Annotated in this window: 22 protein-coding genes; 13 read left to right on the forward strand and 9 right to left on the reverse strand. The window is 51.9% G+C overall.

Annotated elements, in window-relative coordinates; genetic code table 11:
• The 5 genes from OTG14_RS16965 to OTG14_RS16985 all read right to left on the reverse strand — a co-directional run bounded on the left by OTG14_RS16965 (position 1) and on the right by OTG14_RS16985 (position 4,299).
• Positions 1-1,371 carry a PepSY-associated TM helix domain-containing protein gene (locus OTG14_RS16965; protein ID WP_267215444.1) on the reverse strand — a complete coding sequence of 457 codons (1,371 nt, stop codon included), beginning with the start codon at positions 1,369-1,371 and terminating at the stop codon, positions 1-3.
• Positions 1,372-1,410: 39 nt separating this feature from the next.
• Complete coding sequence (locus OTG14_RS16970; protein WP_024908337.1) at positions 1,411-1,815, reverse strand: DUF2946 domain-containing protein; 405 nt, start codon at positions 1,813-1,815, stop codon at positions 1,411-1,413.
• A gap of 228 nt (positions 1,816-2,043) precedes the next feature.
• Positions 2,044-3,093 carry a site-specific integrase gene (locus OTG14_RS16975; RefSeq protein WP_073001331.1) on the reverse strand — a complete coding sequence of 350 codons (1,050 nt, stop codon included), beginning with the start codon at positions 3,091-3,093 and terminating at the stop codon, positions 2,044-2,046.
• 22 nt (positions 3,094-3,115) lie between these two features.
• A complete protein-coding gene (locus tag OTG14_RS16980) occupies positions 3,116-3,454 on the reverse strand; it encodes a DUF2511 domain-containing protein (RefSeq protein WP_073001333.1) in 339 nt (112 codons plus the stop codon).
• Positions 3,455-3,462: 8 nt separating this feature from the next.
• Positions 3,463-4,299 carry a phage repressor protein CI gene (locus OTG14_RS16985; protein ID WP_062856922.1) on the reverse strand — a complete coding sequence of 279 codons (837 nt, stop codon included), beginning with the start codon at positions 4,297-4,299 and terminating at the stop codon, positions 3,463-3,465.
• Positions 4,300-4,419: 120 nt separating this feature from the next.
• Here OTG14_RS16985 and OTG14_RS16990 point away from each other — a divergent pair, with 120 nt between their 5' ends.
• From OTG14_RS16990 to OTG14_RS17040, 11 genes are all read left to right on the forward strand, one after another.
• A complete protein-coding gene (locus tag OTG14_RS16990; protein WP_267215447.1) occupies positions 4,420-4,791 on the forward strand; it encodes a Cro/Cl family transcriptional regulator in 372 nt (123 codons plus the stop codon).
• Between the two features lie 32 nt (positions 4,792-4,823).
• Entirely contained in the window at positions 4,824-5,333 is a 510-nt protein-coding gene (locus tag OTG14_RS16995) for a phage regulatory CII family protein (RefSeq protein WP_023333087.1), read from the forward strand.
• A 7-nt stretch (positions 5,334-5,340) separates the two neighbouring features.
• Positions 5,341-5,541, forward strand: coding sequence for a phage filamentation protein Fil family protein (locus tag OTG14_RS17000; RefSeq protein WP_073001335.1), 201 nt, complete (start codon positions 5,341-5,343; stop codon positions 5,539-5,541).
• Positions 5,505-5,843, forward strand: coding sequence for a DUF5347 domain-containing protein (locus OTG14_RS17005; RefSeq protein WP_000963462.1), 339 nt, complete (start codon positions 5,505-5,507; stop codon positions 5,841-5,843). Before OTG14_RS17000 ends, OTG14_RS17005 begins: the two co-directional genes overlap by 37 nt.
• A 67-nt stretch (positions 5,844-5,910) precedes the next feature.
• Complete coding sequence (locus tag OTG14_RS17010) at positions 5,911-6,138, forward strand: DUF2732 domain-containing protein (protein ID WP_267215451.1); 228 nt, start codon at positions 5,911-5,913, stop codon at positions 6,136-6,138.
• Entirely contained in the window at positions 6,138-6,359 is a 222-nt protein-coding gene (locus tag OTG14_RS17015) for a TraR/DksA family transcriptional regulator (RefSeq protein WP_073001337.1), read from the forward strand. Before OTG14_RS17010 ends, OTG14_RS17015 begins: the two co-directional genes overlap by 1 nt.
• The gene (locus tag OTG14_RS17020; protein ID WP_073001339.1) at positions 6,360-6,638 is read left to right on the forward strand and encodes a DUF5405 family protein; all 279 of its coding nucleotides are present in this window, start codon (positions 6,360-6,362) and stop codon (positions 6,636-6,638) included.
• Between the two features lie 3 nt (positions 6,639-6,641).
• The gene (locus tag OTG14_RS17025; RefSeq protein WP_073001341.1) at positions 6,642-7,472 is read left to right on the forward strand and encodes a hypothetical protein; all 831 of its coding nucleotides are present in this window, start codon (positions 6,642-6,644) and stop codon (positions 7,470-7,472) included.
• Positions 7,469-9,682 carry a replication endonuclease gene (locus tag OTG14_RS17030; protein WP_267215454.1) on the forward strand — a complete coding sequence of 738 codons (2,214 nt, stop codon included), beginning with the start codon at positions 7,469-7,471 and terminating at the stop codon, positions 9,680-9,682. The genes OTG14_RS17025 and OTG14_RS17030 overlap by 4 nt, the downstream gene beginning before the upstream one ends.
• A 120-nt stretch (positions 9,683-9,802) precedes the next feature.
• Complete coding sequence (locus OTG14_RS17035) at positions 9,803-9,985, forward strand: hypothetical protein (protein ID WP_000232650.1); 183 nt, start codon at positions 9,803-9,805, stop codon at positions 9,983-9,985.
• A gap of 3 nt (positions 9,986-9,988) precedes the next feature.
• Positions 9,989-10,222, forward strand: a complete 234-nt coding sequence (locus tag OTG14_RS17040) for a DinI family protein (protein WP_257122571.1) — start codon at positions 9,989-9,991, stop codon at positions 10,220-10,222.
• Positions 10,223-10,288: 66 nt separating this feature from the next.
• On the opposite strand, the gene OTG14_RS17045 is transcribed toward OTG14_RS17040, so the two are convergent.
• From OTG14_RS17045 to OTG14_RS17060, 4 genes are all read right to left on the reverse strand, one after another.
• Positions 10,289-11,188 (reverse strand): SIR2 family protein, encoded by a 900-nt coding sequence (locus OTG14_RS17045; protein ID WP_257122572.1) that lies wholly within the window; start codon positions 11,186-11,188, stop codon positions 10,289-10,291.
• 216 nt (positions 11,189-11,404) lie between these two features.
• Entirely contained in the window at positions 11,405-11,605 is a 201-nt protein-coding gene (locus OTG14_RS17050) for a hypothetical protein (protein WP_257122573.1), read from the reverse strand.
• Positions 11,606-11,624: 19 nt separating this feature from the next.
• Entirely contained in the window at positions 11,625-12,671 is a 1,047-nt protein-coding gene (locus OTG14_RS17055) for a phage portal protein (protein WP_072617345.1), read from the reverse strand.
• Positions 12,671-14,440: a terminase ATPase subunit family protein gene (locus OTG14_RS17060; protein ID WP_159126060.1), complete on the reverse strand. Its 1,770-nt coding sequence runs from the start codon at positions 14,438-14,440 to the stop codon at positions 12,671-12,673. The genes OTG14_RS17055 and OTG14_RS17060 overlap by 1 nt, the downstream gene beginning before the upstream one ends.
• 165 nt (positions 14,441-14,605) lie before the next feature.
• Between OTG14_RS17060 and OTG14_RS17065 the strand changes: the two genes are divergently transcribed.
• Positions 14,606-15,460: a GPO family capsid scaffolding protein gene (locus OTG14_RS17065; RefSeq protein WP_267215459.1), complete on the forward strand. Its 855-nt coding sequence runs from the start codon at positions 14,606-14,608 to the stop codon at positions 15,458-15,460.
• 75 nt (positions 15,461-15,535) lie between these two features.
• Positions 15,536-16,603, forward strand: coding sequence for a phage major capsid protein, P2 family (locus OTG14_RS17070; RefSeq protein ID WP_257122576.1), 1,068 nt, complete (start codon positions 15,536-15,538; stop codon positions 16,601-16,603).
• The last annotated feature ends 4 nt before the right edge of the window (positions 16,604-16,607 follow it).

The raw sequence follows: 16,607 nt of genomic DNA on the forward strand, positions 1-16,607 counted from the left end.
TTATTTAGCGGATGATTCGGCGAGCGTCACCCTGGTTGCCGCTCGCCAGCGCAGCCAGTCCACCAGAACAAACAGCGCCAGACTCGCGCCCATGACCGGCAGGGCCAGCCCCAACAGTACGCTGGTTACCACCGTAACGCCTCTTCCCCATCCTGACAGCGCCAGCCAGCTCTGACAAAGCGTTTGTACCGGACTCACTGCCGATTGCGCAGGACGACGCATCCACCACATCCGGTATCCCCAGATAATGAGCACGCACAGGGCAAGACCAAACGCCACGAGCAGCAGCTGATTTGCCAGGCCGAACAAGATCCCCATATGGAAATCCACGCCCCAGCGGGTCAGTTTTGCCATTAGCGGGAAATCCTCGAATCGGGTTCTGTCCAGAACCTGCATCGTCGAAGGATCAACCGCAACGGCATCGACCTGGGTCGGCCAGCTGCGATCGATTTCCGTCACGGTCCAGGCACGATCCATCGTTTTCGCCGGGCGGATCTCCAGCCTGTTGGCATCAATCCCCGCTTTACGCGCCGCGCTTAGCACTTTGTCAAACTGCGTCAAATCCATCGCCATTTCCGGCATCATCATCCCACCGTGATGACCGCGATGTTCGGCATGTTCATCCATAACCTCATGTTGGCCGGATAGCGTCGTGTTCACCTGCGGGGTGAGCCAGTTCATCTCTGCCCGCAGCTTATCCACGTTCCCGCCAGCCCACTGGGACCAGGTCAGGCCGGTTGCCGAGAACAGCAGCATTCCACCCAGCAGAACCCAGCCCAGCGTCACGTGCACCCGACGCCGGTTCTGGAAGCGATTGTTGATCCGCCGTTTGGGTCGGGTATAAAACCACAGGGCAACACCGCCCAGCGCGGCAACCCACATCCACGAGGCCGCAAGCTCGCTGTAAAGGCGCCCAATGTCGCCCAGCAGCAGAGAGGTATGCAGGTAATCAATGGTCTGACGCAGGGGTAAAATCCCGCTGGTGCCGTATACCGTCAGATCTCCCAGCACCGCCAGGCTCACCGGATCGATAAAGATAGCCCGGTTCTCCGATGGCCCAAGTTTCGGGTCAGCGAACATCACGCGGGTGGTTTCGCCCTCAACCAGCCCCGGACGCACGGCGTGCAAACGTAAATCTGATCCAACGGTTTTTTCCGCCACGGCGATTTGTTCTGCCAGAGGCTGCGGCTCACCCACGGAATCCGTGTGGAGCGCGTGCCGGTAGAGTGCGTTTTCCAGCTGCGGGGTCGCCACATATAGCGTCCCGGTCAGCGCGGCGAAGAAGATAAACGGGCCGACAAACAGCCCGACGTAGAAATGGAGACGACGCAGCAGGTTTCCCCATGCCGCGCGCGGAGTGCAGGTAGTCATACTTTTCCTTTTTAAGGCAAAAAGTTATCGATTTTGTTTTTAAAGGGAAAAAGCAGACTGTCGCGGCGGCGCGCGGGTATCAGGGTAAAGCCAGGGGAAGAAGTGCCAGTGGTTGACCGCCTGACGCGGCGGCTTAACGCGAAGCCTCTGCAGCACCACGCTGAGCAGGATGATGAGCGCCAGCATCACGCCAGGGACATGCGCTAACAGCACGCAGTAGCCGCACGCTTCAGCATGGTCGACAGGCATCGTGTGCGGCATATCGCCGTGATGCTCGTCCATCGACATCATGCTCATGTCATGATGCATGCCCGGCATGGCGCTCATGGGATCTTTCTGCAACGAGACGGAGATAAGCGGTGCTACCACGATCAGCAGGATCGCGAACAGCGCGGTCAATGCCGCTGCGCGTTTCCGGTCAGGCTGATGCAGTACGTTATCCACTTCCCCTCCATTCAAGAGGCAAGCATTGTAAATGATTTATGACAAAAGGGTTAACGCGAGAGGTGCGATGGGATAAAAAAAGGGCCAGCCTTTCGGCCAGCCCTTTCTAACAGGATGTCGCTTAAGCGAATCTTAGTTCAGACGCTCCTAATAACACCCCTTCAAAAACATACACTTACCTTAAAAAACAACTAGTTAAGTTAATTTTTAATGCAGCGAATTGTAGTGTTATGCAACCTCTGCCGCCATATTGTCGCCAACATAGAGAGAAAGAGGATTGAGAGAGACGGCTTGCTCTAAATGGTCAGGAGCAAAGTGCGCGTATCTCATTGTTTCGCGAATGTTGGAATGTCCGAGGATTTTCTGCAGTACCAGTATGTTTCCGCCGTTCATCATAAAATGCGCACCAAATGTATGCCTAAGGACATGCGTCTTTTGCCCTTCAGTTAGCTCGATATTCGTGAGTTTGAGCATCTTTTTAAACTCCTGATAGCAGGGCTTGAACATTCTGCCCTGACGTTCGGCTAGCTCGTCATACAACCATTTAGGAATGGGAACGGTGCGATTTTTCATACCTTTGGTTTTTGTGAAAGTCAGTTTGCAGGGAGAGAGTTGAGGCCGCGTCAATCTCTCAGCCTCCCCCCATCTTGCGCCGGTTGCAAGACAGACTTTGACAATCATCGTGAGATCCTCTTTGCCGTATTGCTCGCAGGCTCGAAACAGCTCAGGGATTTGAGAAAGAGTTAGCCAGGACATTTCTTTCTCGGCTTCTTTGAATACGCGCACCCCTTCCAGTGGGTTGGGTAAACTCCACTCCCCTAACCGCCGCAGCTCATTAAACACAGCTATAAGATATTGCTGCTCACGATTCACGGTTATGGGTTTGGCGACCCATTTCGCCGGGTCTTTATGATATCCGTTGTCTATTTCACCACGGAGTCGACGGTCGCGGTAATGAGCCCAATCTTTAGCGGTAAAGCGGGATGCAATTGGGTCGCCCAAACCGTTACACACAATTTGCAGCTTTGCTAACCGCGACTTACTGGCGACTAAAGCCTGTCCGTGCAGGTTATGCCAGAGTTGAATCAACTCGCTTAAGCGTCGGCGATCTTCTTTCTTGCCGAGCCAAGGCTTGTCCTCACTTTCATTCTTCGTAAATGTTTCGAATGCCTCGGCCTCACCTTTTGTATTGAAATGCCGACGTATACGCCGCCCTTCTCGTCCATTTGGGTAGAGTTCGCATAACCATTTGCCATTTTTTTGCTTACTTACAGTCATGATTTCACCGAGGCAATGCTAATTATTCACAAAGCGCTGTTGCAGCATCCATTACCGGATCCAAAGGTATTTTCACTCCTTTGTAATACGGGCTATCCTTCCAAACAGCATCAATATCGCTCCCCTCAAGCTTTCCAGACTTAACGCCGCTAATCGCTAGGCCGTTCAATGGGTAACGGTCATCTGTTGCTTTGTCGTACACAAAGGCATATCGACCGTTAACACAAGAAACCGAAGCTTTTTCAAAAGTTAGCGGCCAGTCTTCACCAAACTTAGCCCCATCTAAATCCTTTGATTTTTCGGCGGATGAAGCCCCAAAAGAAATGGTCAGAAATAAAGCTAAAAATAGTTTACGTTTCATGAGTTCCCTTAAACGTGTTTTTCCAAAGTAAGCACTACAGCTCCGGCAGGAGTAATATCTGAAATATTGCATTCAAATTCAGCAGACTTATTAGTCAACCTGACTTTCCCGCCGGGCAGACGAATTACATCAAAAACATCAAGAGCGCCGTCGATATCAATTAACCAACGCCCATTACTTATGTTCGAAGCCGAACGGTCGACAAGCCAAGAGGAACCTACTCCTTCAACAAAAATCAATTCCTCAGAGTCAGACGGTATCATTGAGGGGTCTGGATACCATGCGCCAGCGTCCTTAAGTTCGCCAGATTCAAGGCGGGATTTTTTAATTGAGTAATTTGATATGGCCGCTTCCTTGTTAGCGCGCATTTGCCCTTTGCCGGTTGCTAACCATTCCAGCGAAACACCGGTATCAAGAGCACAAGTAACAACTACATCACCGGGGAAAAAATCACGGCGTACCCATGTGCTAATCGTTCCTGATGATATACCGAGTAAATCACCAAGCTCTTTTTGCATAGAAAAACCGTAAGCATCAAGGATTCGTCTTAGAACAGCTTTACCCCCTGAAGCCATGACCTCTTCATACAGCTCTTTACCCTTGAGGGTCGTATGTGGAGAGTTTGCTTTTGCAAGTTCACCCGTTACTAACCATCCAATATCTGCGCCCGTTTCGATAGCACATTCAACAAACACATTGCCCGGCACGCTATCTCTGGCAAGCCAACTGCTTATGTTGTTGGCATAAATCCCAAGTTTTTCGCCAAGCTCTTTCTGCGAGCTAAGTCCATAAGCCGAAAGGATTCTTTCGATAGCTGGTGCTGCCCCGTCTCCAAATTTAGCCATGTCTCGCCACCAAAATTAATTTTTGCCATTGCAAAATTAAATTTCGCGAACTAAAGTGACGTTTATCAACCACGATGCACATCAATGCAGTTCACTACAATCAACAGGAGATAATGCGATATGTCAGATGCAAAATCAATCTCGACGCACGACTCGCAAAACTCACAAAATCAAACTGCGCTGTTAGACCCGACTCAGTTTGACGCCATCGTTACAGCAATGCTGCCAGCCCTGCAGACAATGATTCGCTCTGCAATGTCCGACACCATGACAGTGAAAGATTTTGCCGCCACTCGCGGCGTTAGCGAGCGTCTGGTCTGGCAATGGCTTGATGAGGGCATTCTTCTTAAAGCTCCGACCAAAGACTTTTCCAACAAAGAGGAAGCCGGTAAACGAAGCCGCACCCTCGTAAACGTAAAAGCATGGCGCGACAAACTGACTCAACAAGCGATCGATTGTCGCTACATCGACCAGCGCACCGCTCTTAACTGAATTTGATTATGCAAGTTAGAGGGAACTTAACCATGTTTGATTTTCAGATTTCCAAACATCCCCATTATGACGATGCGTGTCGTGCTTTCGCTCAACGTCACAACATGGCGAAGCTTGCCGAACGTGCGGGAATGAATGTTCAGACGTTACGTAACAAGCTCAACCCGGAACAGCCTCACCAGCTCACCCCACCTGAGTTATGGCTGCTGACAGACCTGACCGAAGACTCAGCCTTAGTTGATGGTTTTTTGGCTCAGATTCATTGCCTGCCATGTGTACCGGTCAACGAACTGGCGAAAGACAAACTGCAGTCCTACGTCATGCGTGCTATGCGTGAGCTGGGAGAACTGGCGAGCGGCGCGGTCTCTGATGAGCGACTGACCTCTGCCCGTAAGCACACCATGATTGAAAGCGTTAACTCTGGTATTCGCATGTTGTCTTTGTCGGCACTGGCGCTGCATGCGCGTTTGCAGACCAATCCAGCAATGACGAGTGTTGTCGATACCATGAGCGGTATTGGCGCGTCATTCGGTCTGATTTGAGGTGCTCATGCTGAAAAATGAACCGTCATTCGCGTCTCTGCTCGTTAAGCAAAGTCCTGGCATGCACTTCGGCCACGGCTGGATCGCAGGTAAGGACGGCAAGCGCTGGCACCCGAGCCGCTCGCAGGCTGATTTACTGGCTGACCTGTCCACCAAAAAACAGGGGAAATCATGGCTATCGAAGCTGTTTCCGCGAATGTTCCACTAAAGGCGGGCGAGCGTCTGGCTGGTCTCAACCACATAGCTGAATTGCGTGCGAGATATTGGGGTGATAGCTGGAAAGAGGTTGAGCGTTTTGTCGATGATATGCGCGATAAACGCGATCCACAATTTGAAGAAAATACTCGGGCGCTGGCCGCTATTTTCTTTCTGGCAAAAATACCGGCGGCTCGTCATGAGCTCGAATTAAGTGAGCTGACTACTGACGAGAAAAAAGCATTGATTACAGCGATGAATCATTTTCGTGCAGTGGTGAGCTTATTTCCAAAACGGCTAACCATGCCGAATTAATCCACACAGAAATTTAATGGCGTAAACCCGCCGGGCTTCTTATTGCCCGAAATCAGGAGAGTCAATTATGCGTAATACCGAAACCCGCAGCTTTCACACCGATAGCGATGCACTGGCCGTACTGCTGACCGATGCCAAAAAAGAAGAGCGTAAAGACCGAGCTCTCGCCGTTTCCATGCGTCTTGAGGCGCTGGCTATCCACATCACCAAAGAGGGTATGAGCGGCATCGAAGTCGCCGAACTGCTGCGCCGTGAAGCAACCCGCTTTGAGAATGAATCACAGGAGCTGCACTAATGGCCGACGCAATGGATTTAGCACAACAGCGTGAGCAGGAAGACCGCGAGCGCCACATCAGCAACGCGCGCAGCCGTATCGCTGCGCCCTCTCGTTTCATCTGCGAAGAATGTGACGCACCAATCCCGGAAGCTCGCCGCATCGCGATTCCGGGAGTGGCATTTTGCGTGACATGTCAGCAAATCGCGGAACTCAAACACAAACACTACAGGGGCGTTTAAATGGCTATCCGTATTGAAGTAGGTGACAAATGGGTTATTACCAGCGACCAGTATCAATTCATCCTGAATGAAAAAAAAGTCGCTCAATCCGGGAAAAAAGTTGGTGAGGAATGGCTCGACACTATCGGCTATTACCCGAAGATTAACCAGCTTATTTCCGGTCTGGCACATCACTACATCCATAATTCGGAGCTTCAAACTCTGAATGATATTGCGTCCGAAATTGAGCGATTGGGGATGTTATGTGAGTCAGCCTTTCGTACTGAGACTGCGAAATAACATATGGTTAAGGGCGTGGCAGACGTTATTCATTACCACGGAACACCTGTATGGGGTGACGCCGGTAACGTTCACCGTATTGCGGTAAACGGTGCTGGCGCATTTGTATCGTATGCACGCCCTGACCAATTAGCTGCATCAGTTAAATACGCTATCTCTGTTGCTATAGACAATGGAGCTTTTTCTGCCTGGAAACGCGGCCTTGTAATTGACTGGCAGCAATTCTATCAGTGGCTAATTCCTCATTATCACCACCCTAAGCTGTCATTTTTTGTCATACCTGATGTGGTTGAAGGTGGTGAGGCTGACAATGACGCGCTTATCGCGAGGTTGCCACGCTGTTTCAAAGAAAAAGCTGCGCCAGTTTGGCATTTGCATGAATCACTGCACCGTCTGGTTGAACTTTGCCGGGAGTGGCCGCGAGTGTGCTTTGGGTCGTCAGGTGAGTACGCAACAATCAGAACCCAGCTCTGGCATCGCAGAATGTCAGAAGCGTTTGAAACAATTTACTGTAAACATAATTTCGCAACACAGGTACACGGACTGCGTATGCTTGATGGCCGTGTGCTGGGGAACTATCCGTTGGCGACTGCGGATAGCACTAATCTAGCCTGCAATGTACCAAAATTCGAAGTTAAATATCCTGAGCTCACAAAGGTAATTCGTGACGCGGATTATTCGAGGAACCTTTCAGAAATAGAACTTAAAGCGGTAATACTTAAACGCCGCTGCGCCATTCTCAAAAATACCATTGAGGCAGTAACCCCCCCGTCAATTTCAGAGTGGCAATCAAAAGGGCTGGCTCCACATCAATTGGAGTTAGCTATCGCATGACAAACTATGTTTACGCGTGGAATAAACCTAAGCAGGCCATAGCGAGCCCATATCTCACTTACGAAGAGCAACACCGACGCGATCGTATGTTCGCGGCATTGCTGCATGCGAGAAAGGTGCTTTCTCTGCAGCCTGAGTGCGTGCGTTTTGATGTATACCGCACCGCTGCGGTGCTGGAGCAAAATCAGGGCAGTCAACGAGCCAATGCTTTTTTAATCAGCTTTTGCAAAAAGGCATTGCCGCGTCTGGAACTGGTCGCAAAAAAATACGAGTGCGCGGGCATCGACAGTAAAGTGTCAGCCGCCGTTTTCGGCGGTCATTTCGATACTGAACTCATGCAATATCTGGCGTCACGTATGGTCAATATGGTTGCCAGATATAACCGCCTGCCTGATATGTCGCGTGCCGATATTGACCTGCTAGCCGCTGATATCGCTAATTTCATTCGCTCTGAACTGGCTGACATTGATGACGCCGGGGTTAGCGAGCTCAAAACGCTGTACACCTGGTATATGCGCGCCGGTTTTATTTCACTGCAATTTAACGTTACCCCGCCGCATTGGGAGCGAGTGACAAAAAAGTATGTCGGTCAGGATGAGATAGCACCGGCAGTAATGCGCATGTTTAATGAGGTTTGGTGGCGTGGCCGTCTGCGCCGTATTGCGGCGTCATGGCGCGAACATTTGCAAATTGCAGTCGGCAACGTCAGCAAGAAACGCCACGCCTACGCGAGTAAAAACTGCGTGACAGACTGGCGCGAGCAAAAGCGCCGCACGCGTGAATTTCTCAAGGGGCTGGATCTCGAAGACGAAGACGGCAACCGCATCAGCTTGATTGAAAAATACGACGGTTCTGTCGCTAACCCTGCGATACGCCGCTGCGAGCTGATGACCCGCATCCGTGGGTTTGAAAATATCTGCAATGAGCTCGGTTATGTCGGGGAGTTTTACACCCTAACCGCGCCGTCTAAATATCACGCCACCACTCAAGCAGGCTACCGTAACAGCAAATGGAACGGAGCCAGCCCGTCGGACACACAAAGTTATCTCACCGGACTTTGGGCGCGCATTCGCGCCAAACTGCACCGGGAAGAAATCCGCATTTTCGGCATCCGTGTTGCCGAGCCTCATCACGACGGCACGCCTCACTGGCACATGCTTATGTTCATGCTGCCGGAAGACGTTGAGCGCGTGCGCCTCATCATTCGTGATTATGCGTGGGATGAAGACCACCACGAACTGAGAAGCGACAAAGCCAAAAAGGCGCGCTTTCATGCCGAAGCCATCGACCCGGAAAAGGGCAGCGCTACCGGCTATGTTGCTAAATACATTTCAAAAAACATCGACGGCTATGCTCTCGATGGTGAAACCGATGACGAAAGCGGTGAGCTGCTGAAAGAGACAGCTCCAGCCGTTTCAGCATGGGCGGCGCGCTGGCACATCCGTCAGTTTCAGTTTATCGGCGGTGCGCCGGTGACGGTCTACCGTGAGTTGCGTCGTCTCGCTGACACAGAGACCGCGCACGGTCTAAGCGTTGAGTTTGCAGCCGTCCATGATGCCGCCGACGCCGGTGATTGGGCTGGCTACGTTAATGCGCAGGGTGGTCCGTTTGTTCGTCGCGATGATTTGCAGGTGAGAACGCTGTACGAGCCGCGCACCGGGTTTAACCAGTACGGCGAGGAAACCGTCTGCATCCGTGGCGTATACGATTCCGCTATCGGTGCCGGCACCCCGATTTTGACCCGGCTCACGCAGTGGAAAATTGTTCCGAAGCGTGCCGTTGATTTGGCCGTTGACGTTAAGGGCGCTCCTGCGCCCTCTCGGAGTTCTGTCAATAACTGTACGGGAAGCGAAAGCGATCCACAGATACTGGATTTAACAAAACCGCTTAGTCGGCGTGAAAGACGAGAGCTGACAAACCGACTGAGGAAACAAAAGCCAGCAGCACGGCGAAAATTCACTCACGGAACGGATGAGCAAACAGCAGCTATAACGAAAACTATCGACGAGATACACCTGACGACCGGCATCACTATCAGTCAGGGCGAAGCCCTGCACCTTATAGCAGGTGGTAAAAGTTGTTTTAACGGACGATGGGTGCGCGGAACGTCAAAAGGTGAAATCTTTACGGCTACCCCTTCACATCAGGCGCAAGCTCGAAAAATCCTTAGACGTGTTACAGCTTTAGCGGAAATGGCAACGAAAATCTAACCGTTAATATTCATCCATATCATGTACATACGGCAATCGCCCTATTCGTTTTTTTTCTTCCCATCTTTTGCCAATACGTGCTACTGTATAAATATACAGTAACCCTATGGGAGGGATTTCATGGTTGGCGAACATTTCAGCCGAACACAGCAAAAGTGGGCTTGTGTGCAATTTATTGCCGAGGTATCTCTGATTGCAAACTGCAAGCCATCAGACTTAAAGCTCGCGCTCACTCTCATTGCAGACCTAGCAAACAGTGAAAATAACGAAACCGAAGATGATATTTTTTATAAGGCTGATTAGATTATGAGAATCAATATCACGTTGGATAAAGAACAAAAAATTAGTCAGGCCACGTTGGATGCACTTGAGGCTGAGCTGTACCGAAATCTTCAACCTATCTACCCTAAGACCGCTATCCGCATTCGCAAGGGTTCTGCAAATGGCGTTGAGCTAAGCGGTTTAAAACTGGACGAAGATAAAAAACGAGTAATGGAAATCATGCAGCAGGTATGGGAGGACGATACCTGGCTGCATTGATAAACGTCGCCGGTGCTGAAACTCGCTTTCAGTGCTGGCGGGGTTGAACAACGAGCCCCCGAGGCGTTAGCGTCTCAAAAGTCGTTCTATTTGCTTAAGGGAGTTTTCAAAAGTATCTGATAAATAAAAAACGTTCTGTTTGGCTATTTGTTTTTTCCATTCCATAACTGGCAACCTCTGTTTATCAACGATGTATATATCAGCTTTAGTTTCTTTTAATTCATCCCATATGTGATGGTCATCTGGATTTATTTTAAGACCGATGACTATAATTTTATTAGCGGTTTTAACTTTTTCTTTAAACTGTTGCTGTTGCAGATTAACAATACTGGGGCAATGAATAACTGTTTTTTCTGGATGGTACATGGCTACTGCAGGAGCTAACGACGTATCACTCTTACAATAATTAATAATTTCTTCCTGGTCGTTATAGATTTTTATGTCACCATCAGTTAATGCACCTCCAGCGCCTGGGGCGTGCCGAAAACTAACTCCTGTGGCTATACCTGCAGGAATGAAATTACATGAGCCGTGTATCTTTAACAGAGACATACTGTTGGGAATGCGATTATCGGTACGGTACTGTACATTTATGCGATGTGACCATATAGCTTGCTCGATGAGCAGGTCATAGTTAGTTGTAGCCAGATAAATATTCTTTTTTTTCTTTATCATAGCTATGAGCTTAAGATAAAAATTACCCTTTTTTATGCTGAATCTTGCCAATGCTATAGCCATTTCTTTTAACAGAGCAGTGACGTCACTGTTTCTTTCTTCGAAAAACCTTATCATGGCCTTTTCTGGATCATTCCTGAAAAGCTCAAGCATTTCGCCCTGTATTGTCGTTGAGATACCACCTTCTTTTCTCATTTCGTCTATTAAAGCGCCTCCCAATGGAGGTTGCCCTCCAACACAAGGGCCACTGCCAAAACTAGCCCCAGCACCTAATAAAATTAACGCTCCCATTTCGTTTCCTTATCAATTGCAGGTTATGCGATTCATATTACCCATTCATGCGCGATAAAGCAGTTAAGGTAGGGTGCTTTTTTTAAATGTTGGTCGCGTAAATACGGGAAAACTTGCTTGCATGCCTAGGCTGCATGAAAACGCATGTGCATAATCGGGTTGTAAATTGTTCGACCTGCTAGGCTTGATGAGGTTTTTGTGGTTCATGCAACTGCATTAAAACCGCCCCATAAAGCGGGCAGGCGTGGCGGGGAAAGCATTGCGCGCCAGCGGTGGTGCGTAATAATAAAAATTATCGTCTGAGCGCGTCGTGATGGCGCTGCCGCGATTGTCGTCGGCTCGTGGGTGGTCTGGTGTGGTCGTGCACGCGTGGCGCGTCTGAGGCGTGATGGTGGCGGGGTATGAAAAAGCCGCCATGCTGGCGGCTTGAGGTGGATTATTCCGGGTTGTCGAGGGTGTACTCTTTGAACCTGATGACCTCCATGCCGAGCCAGTCGTTTACCTCCCTGAACCTGTCCTGCAGGGGTGACAGCTCGTTACGCACAAATACCTTTGCCACCTTCTCAACGTCACCGAGTGAGCCGATATTCTCGGGCTTGCCGCCCATGAGCTGGAACGGTACGCGATGCGCGTCCATCAGGTCGGCGGCGCTGGCTTTCTTGATGTTGAAAAAGTCATCCTTTGTGGCGACCTCGCTCAGTGGCACGATTTTGATACCGTCCGGTTTTCCGCCGGGAGCGTAGAAAAACAGGTTCTTAAAGTTACCGAGCCCTTTCGAGTTGCGCATCGCCTCGCGTAGCGATTCGACGTCGGTCGCGCTTTGCGCCGGGTCGGTCACATACATGATGTAACCAGCGTGCGCGCCGTTCTGGTAATACTTTCGACGGAACAGCGTCGCGGATTCATTCAGCCAGGCGGAATTAAGCGCGCTAAGATATTCGGGCAGGCCGTAAATCTCCTGATTAATGTCGGGCTCCAGCAGGTGAAACACGGTATCAGGCGCGAACTCATGCGGCAGCGTGAAGTTTTCCACAAACCAGAATATAGAATCGTCGACCCCGCGCCGGGTGTATTTGGCCGGTGAGGCCAGCAGCTTGATTAACTGGCCGGTGACGCTGTGGCGCTGCTCAAGAAAGGCGTTGCCGAATACCAGATAGTCGAGCGCAAAGCGGCTGAAATCCTGACGGGACAGCAACGGGTGCGGAATGTAGGTGCTCGCGAGCACGTTGCGCTTAACGTAAATCGGTGAGCTGTGATGTACAGCAGAGCGCAGGCTCTTTGCCAGCCCGGAGAAGCTGACCGGCGGCTCGTACCATTTGCCGTTACTGATACACTCGACGTAATCCAGAATATCGCGCTTATCGAGTACCGGCACCGGCTCGCCGAAGGTGAAAGCTGTTGTTTTTGGCGGTGCGCTGGCGGTCAGGTGTTGTGGCTTGCTGGCCTTCTGCGCAGCGGCCTTGCGGGATTTTTGCTTACCCATTAGTTGAACTCCAGAATAGATTTAGGCTGCATGCCGCTACCGGCGGAAAGCGGTTCGTTTAACAGGGCGTGCATGGTCGCCCATGCGATATCGGCGTGACTGGCTTCCTCGGTGCGGCTGGCCTCGTAGGTAGCGCTGCGCCCGCTGCTGGTCATGGTTTTGCGAATGGACATAAACGACTGCGTGACGTCGGTTGCCCCGGCGTCGTACTCCAGACAGCCGCGGCGAATGGTGTCTTTTGCCTTGAGCACCATTGCGGTTTTCATCTCAGGTGTGTAACGGATGCCTCGTGCCGCCGGGTAGAATGAGCGCACCAACTGGAACACGCCGAGACCGAGGCCGGTTGCGTCTATGCCGATGTATTCGACGTTGTATTTCTCCGTCAGTTTGCGGATGCCCTCGGCCTGAGCGGCAAAGTCCATACCTTTCCACTGGTGACGCTCCAGCATGCGGAACTTGCCACCCGAGACCACCGGCGGCGCGAGTACGACGCACCCGGCACTGTCGCCGGTGTGTGAGGGGTCGTAGCCAATCCAGACAGGTCGCGAGCCGAACGGATGGTCGGCGAACGGGGCAAAGTCCTCCCATTCTTCCATCACGTCGACCATGCAGCGCTGCAGCTCCTCGAACGGGAATACCGACGCTTTATCGTCGACAAACTCGCACATAAACAGGTTCTTAAAGTCCTCATCACTGTTTTCGCGTTTGAGCTGGTCGAGGTCGAACAGGGTGCAGCCACCGGCAAGGGCATCCTCAATGGTGACAATCTGCCGCCACTGGCCATCGTCGCATAGCTGGCCACCGGCGAGCGCGGTGTGACTGATGTCGATTTCGATGCGGTCGGCAATACGGCTGCGCCCCTTGTTGAACAGCTCGCCCGACCAGAAGGGGTAAGCGCCGTGCGCCAGCGTGGAAGGTGTCGAAAAGTAGGTTGAGCGCAGGTGCTTCTGCGAGGCCATGCCCGACGCGACTTTGCGTAGCTTCTGAAAATTCGGGATCCAGAATATTTCATCGACATACAGGTCGCCGTTATGGCTCTGCGCGGTGTTGGAATTGGTACCGAGAAAAATCAGCTTTGCGCCGTTATTGCCGATGACAATCGGGTCGCCGGTCAGGTCGACGTCGACCAGCCGCGCAAACTGGATGATGTATTCGCGGAACACGTAAGCCTGCGTTTTACTGGCCGACAGAAATATCTGGTTGTGGCCGGTCTTGAGCGCGCGCAGCAGCGCCTCGCGGGAGAAATAGAACGTCGCGCCAATCTGGCGGGATTTGAGAATATCGCGAATACGGTGCGCCAGCCCTGCGCGGTACCACTGCAACTGGTACTCGAAAGACTGGTCGAAAAATAGTTCCTCCAGTTTCTCGATAGCTTCATCGCTGAAAAAGTTCTTTTTCGGCTTCTTACGCTCGCCCTTGTTGCGGTTGGCAACATTGGGGTTAAGGTCAACCTCGTTGCCGGTCTGGCTGTAGCGGTTAACGCGCGCCAGCCGCTCAATCTGCCGCCCGAGCAGGTCAATTTCTTTGAAATCGCCGCCTGACTTTTGCGGCTTGGCGATGAGCTGAATCAGGCGCGCCTCAAGGCTGCTTTCGACGCGGGAAATCGGTGCGATACCGTCCCAGCCGTCGCGCTGCTTCCAGCTCTGCACGGTCGGGCGCTTGACCTGCAGCATTTCGGCAATCTGTGGCACGGAAAAGCCCTGCCAGTACAGCAGCGATGCCTGCCGTCGCGGGTCATGCAACAAGGTTGTATCGGTGGAAATGGTCATTGATGCCTCGCCGTAGTGGATTCAGGGCAAGGCTACTTAATGGCCGTCAGTGATTCGCTAAGGTGCTGTTGTGTGGGCTGTTGTCCAGTCGTCACTGGTGGTCTGGTGTGCCCTGAGTCTGGAAACTGGCGTTGACCAGTAACCCCAACCTCAGGACTCCTGACAATGGCAAAAAAAGTCTCAAAGTTCTTTCGCATCGGCGTCGAGGGTGATACCTGCGACGGGCGCATTATCAGCGCCAGCGATATTCAGGAAATGGCCGAAGCCTACGACCCGCGCGTCTACGGTTGCCGTATCAACCTCGAACACCTGCGCGGCCTGCTGCCCGATGGCGTATTCAAGCGTTATGGCGATGTGGTCGAACTGAAAGCCGAGAAGATTGACGACGATTCTGCGCTAAACAGCAAATGGGCGTTGTTCGCTAAAATCACCCCGACCGATGACCTTATCGCGATGAATAAAGCCGCGCAGAAGGTCTACACCTCAATGGAAATTCAGCCGAACTTTGCCAATACCGGCAAATGCTACCTCGTTGGCCTTGCGGTCACCGATGACCCGGCGAGCCTCGGCACTGAATACCTCGAATTCTGCCGGAACGCGAAGCACAACCCTCTGCAGCGCTTTAAGGCCAACCCTGAAAACGTCTTTTCCGCCGCCACGCTGGCCGAGCTGGAATTTGAAGACGTTCCCGACACGGTGCTCAACAGCCTGGCCGATAAGGTGAAAGCCATTTTCAGCCGTAAGCAGGTCAGCGACGATGCGCGCCTGAATGATGTGCATGAAGCGGTGACCACCGTCAGCGAGCATGTGCAGACCAATCTGACCGCGCAGGATAAGCGCATTTCCGATATGGAAACCGCGTTTACCACTTTCAAACAGGAACTGACTGGCAAAGTTGACGAAACCAGCCAGGCATTTTCCGCCCTGAAAACCACCCTCGACAAAACCGAAAGTTTCAGCCAGCCGCGACGCACAAAAGCCAGCGGTGGTGGCGGCGATGAGCTGCTGACCGACTGCTGATAAACCGCAGACCGAAACCGGGCGGTAACCCCGCCCGATGCTGTGACTAACCGATTAATTCAAACAGGAAATACTATGCGTCAGGAAACCCGTTTTAAGTTCAATGCCTATCTGACCCAGCTCGCCAAACTGAACGGCATCAGCGTTGATGACGTCAGCAAAAAATTCACCGTCGAGCCGTCCGTCACGCAAACGCTGATGAACACCGTGCAGGCGTCATCCGCATTTTTGCAGATGATTAACATTCTGCCGGTCGCAGAAATGAAGGGCGAGAAAATCGGCGTCGGTGTGACCGGCACCATCGCCAGCACGACCGACACTTCGGGCGACAAAGAGCGCCAGACCGCAGATTTCACCGCGCTTGAGTCCAACAAGTACGAGTGCAATCAGATTAACTTTGACTTCCACCTGACCTATAAACGCCTCGACCTGTGGGCCCGTTTTCAGGACTTCCAGCGCCGCATCCGCGACGCCATTGTCCAGCGTCAGGCACTGGATTTCATCATGGCCGGGTTCAACGGTACCACCCGCGCTGATACCTCAGACCGCAGCAAAAACCCGATGCTGCAGGATGTGGCCGTCGGCTGGCTGCAGAAGTACCGCAACGAAGCCCCGGCGCGCGTGATGAGCAAAATCACCGCTGAGGACGGTACCGTTATTTCTGACGTGATTCGCGTTGGCAAAAACGGCGACTATGAGAACCTCGACGCGCTGGTGATGGACGGTACCAACACCCTGATTGACGAGATTTATCAGGATGACCCGAAACTCGTTGCCATCGTTGGCCGTAAGCTGCTGGCTGACAAATATTTCCCACTGGTCAACAAACAGCAGGAAAACACCGAGTCGCTTGCGGCGGATATCATCATCAGCCAGAAGCGCATCGGCAACCTGCCAGCCGTGCGCGTGCCGTACTTCCCGGCGAATGCGGTATTCGTGACCACGCTGGAAAATCTCTCTATCTACTTCATGGATGAGAGCCACCGCCGCAGCATTGATGAGAACCCGAAAAAAGACCGCGTGGAAAACTACGAGTCGATGAACATCGACTATGTGATTGAGGCGTATGCCGCCGGGTGTCTGCTGGAAAACATCACCCTGGGCGATTTCACCGCACCTGCAGCACCGGAAAGCGGAGAGTAAACCT

The sequence above is a fragment of the Enterobacter pseudoroggenkampii genome, assembly GCF_026420145.1.
GTDB classification, from domain to species: Bacteria; Pseudomonadota; Gammaproteobacteria; order Enterobacterales; family Enterobacteriaceae; genus Enterobacter; species Enterobacter pseudoroggenkampii.

Coding starts and splice junctions, on each gene's coding strand:
- OTG14_RS17035 (WP_000232650.1), top strand. CDS start 9,803: ATGGTTGGCGAACATTTCAGCCGAACACAGCAAAAGTGGGCTTGTGTG.
- OTG14_RS17000 (WP_073001335.1), top strand. CDS start 5,341: ATGCTGAAAAATGAACCGTCATTCGCGTCTCTGCTCGTTAAGCAAAGT.
- OTG14_RS17025 (WP_073001341.1), top strand. CDS start 6,642: ATGGTTAAGGGCGTGGCAGACGTTATTCATTACCACGGAACACCTGTA.
- OTG14_RS17040 (WP_257122571.1), top strand. CDS start 9,989: ATGAGAATCAATATCACGTTGGATAAAGAACAAAAAATTAGTCAGGCC.
- OTG14_RS17065 (WP_267215459.1), top strand. CDS start 14,606: ATGGCAAAAAAAGTCTCAAAGTTCTTTCGCATCGGCGTCGAGGGTGAT.
- OTG14_RS16965 (WP_267215444.1), bottom strand. CDS start 1,371: ATGACTACCTGCACTCCGCGCGCGGCATGGGGAAACCTGCTGCGTCGT.
- OTG14_RS17060 (WP_159126060.1), bottom strand. CDS start 14,440: ATGACCATTTCCACCGATACAACCTTGTTGCATGACCCGCGACGGCAG.
- OTG14_RS16975 (WP_073001331.1), bottom strand. CDS start 3,093: ATGACTGTAAGTAAGCAAAAAAATGGCAAATGGTTATGCGAACTCTAC.
- OTG14_RS17050 (WP_257122573.1), bottom strand. CDS start 11,605: ATGGCGGCTTTTTCATACCCCGCCACCATCACGCCTCAGACGCGCCAC.
- OTG14_RS16980 (WP_073001333.1), bottom strand. CDS start 3,454: ATGAAACGTAAACTATTTTTAGCTTTATTTCTGACCATTTCTTTTGGG.
- OTG14_RS17030 (WP_267215454.1), top strand. CDS start 7,469: ATGACAAACTATGTTTACGCGTGGAATAAACCTAAGCAGGCCATAGCG.
- OTG14_RS16995 (WP_023333087.1), top strand. CDS start 4,824: ATGTTTGATTTTCAGATTTCCAAACATCCCCATTATGACGATGCGTGT.
- OTG14_RS16985 (WP_062856922.1), bottom strand. CDS start 4,299: ATGGCTAAATTTGGAGACGGGGCAGCACCAGCTATCGAAAGAATCCTT.
- OTG14_RS17045 (WP_257122572.1), bottom strand. CDS start 11,188: ATGGGAGCGTTAATTTTATTAGGTGCTGGGGCTAGTTTTGGCAGTGGC.
- OTG14_RS17010 (WP_267215451.1), top strand. CDS start 5,911: ATGCGTAATACCGAAACCCGCAGCTTTCACACCGATAGCGATGCACTG.
- OTG14_RS17070 (WP_257122576.1), top strand. CDS start 15,536: ATGCGTCAGGAAACCCGTTTTAAGTTCAATGCCTATCTGACCCAGCTC.
- OTG14_RS17055 (WP_072617345.1), bottom strand. CDS start 12,671: ATGGGTAAGCAAAAATCCCGCAAGGCCGCTGCGCAGAAGGCCAGCAAG.
- OTG14_RS17015 (WP_073001337.1), top strand. CDS start 6,138: ATGGCCGACGCAATGGATTTAGCACAACAGCGTGAGCAGGAAGACCGC.
- OTG14_RS17020 (WP_073001339.1), top strand. CDS start 6,360: ATGGCTATCCGTATTGAAGTAGGTGACAAATGGGTTATTACCAGCGAC.
- OTG14_RS16990 (WP_267215447.1), top strand. CDS start 4,420: ATGTCAGATGCAAAATCAATCTCGACGCACGACTCGCAAAACTCACAA.
- OTG14_RS17005 (WP_000963462.1), top strand. CDS start 5,505: ATGGCTATCGAAGCTGTTTCCGCGAATGTTCCACTAAAGGCGGGCGAG.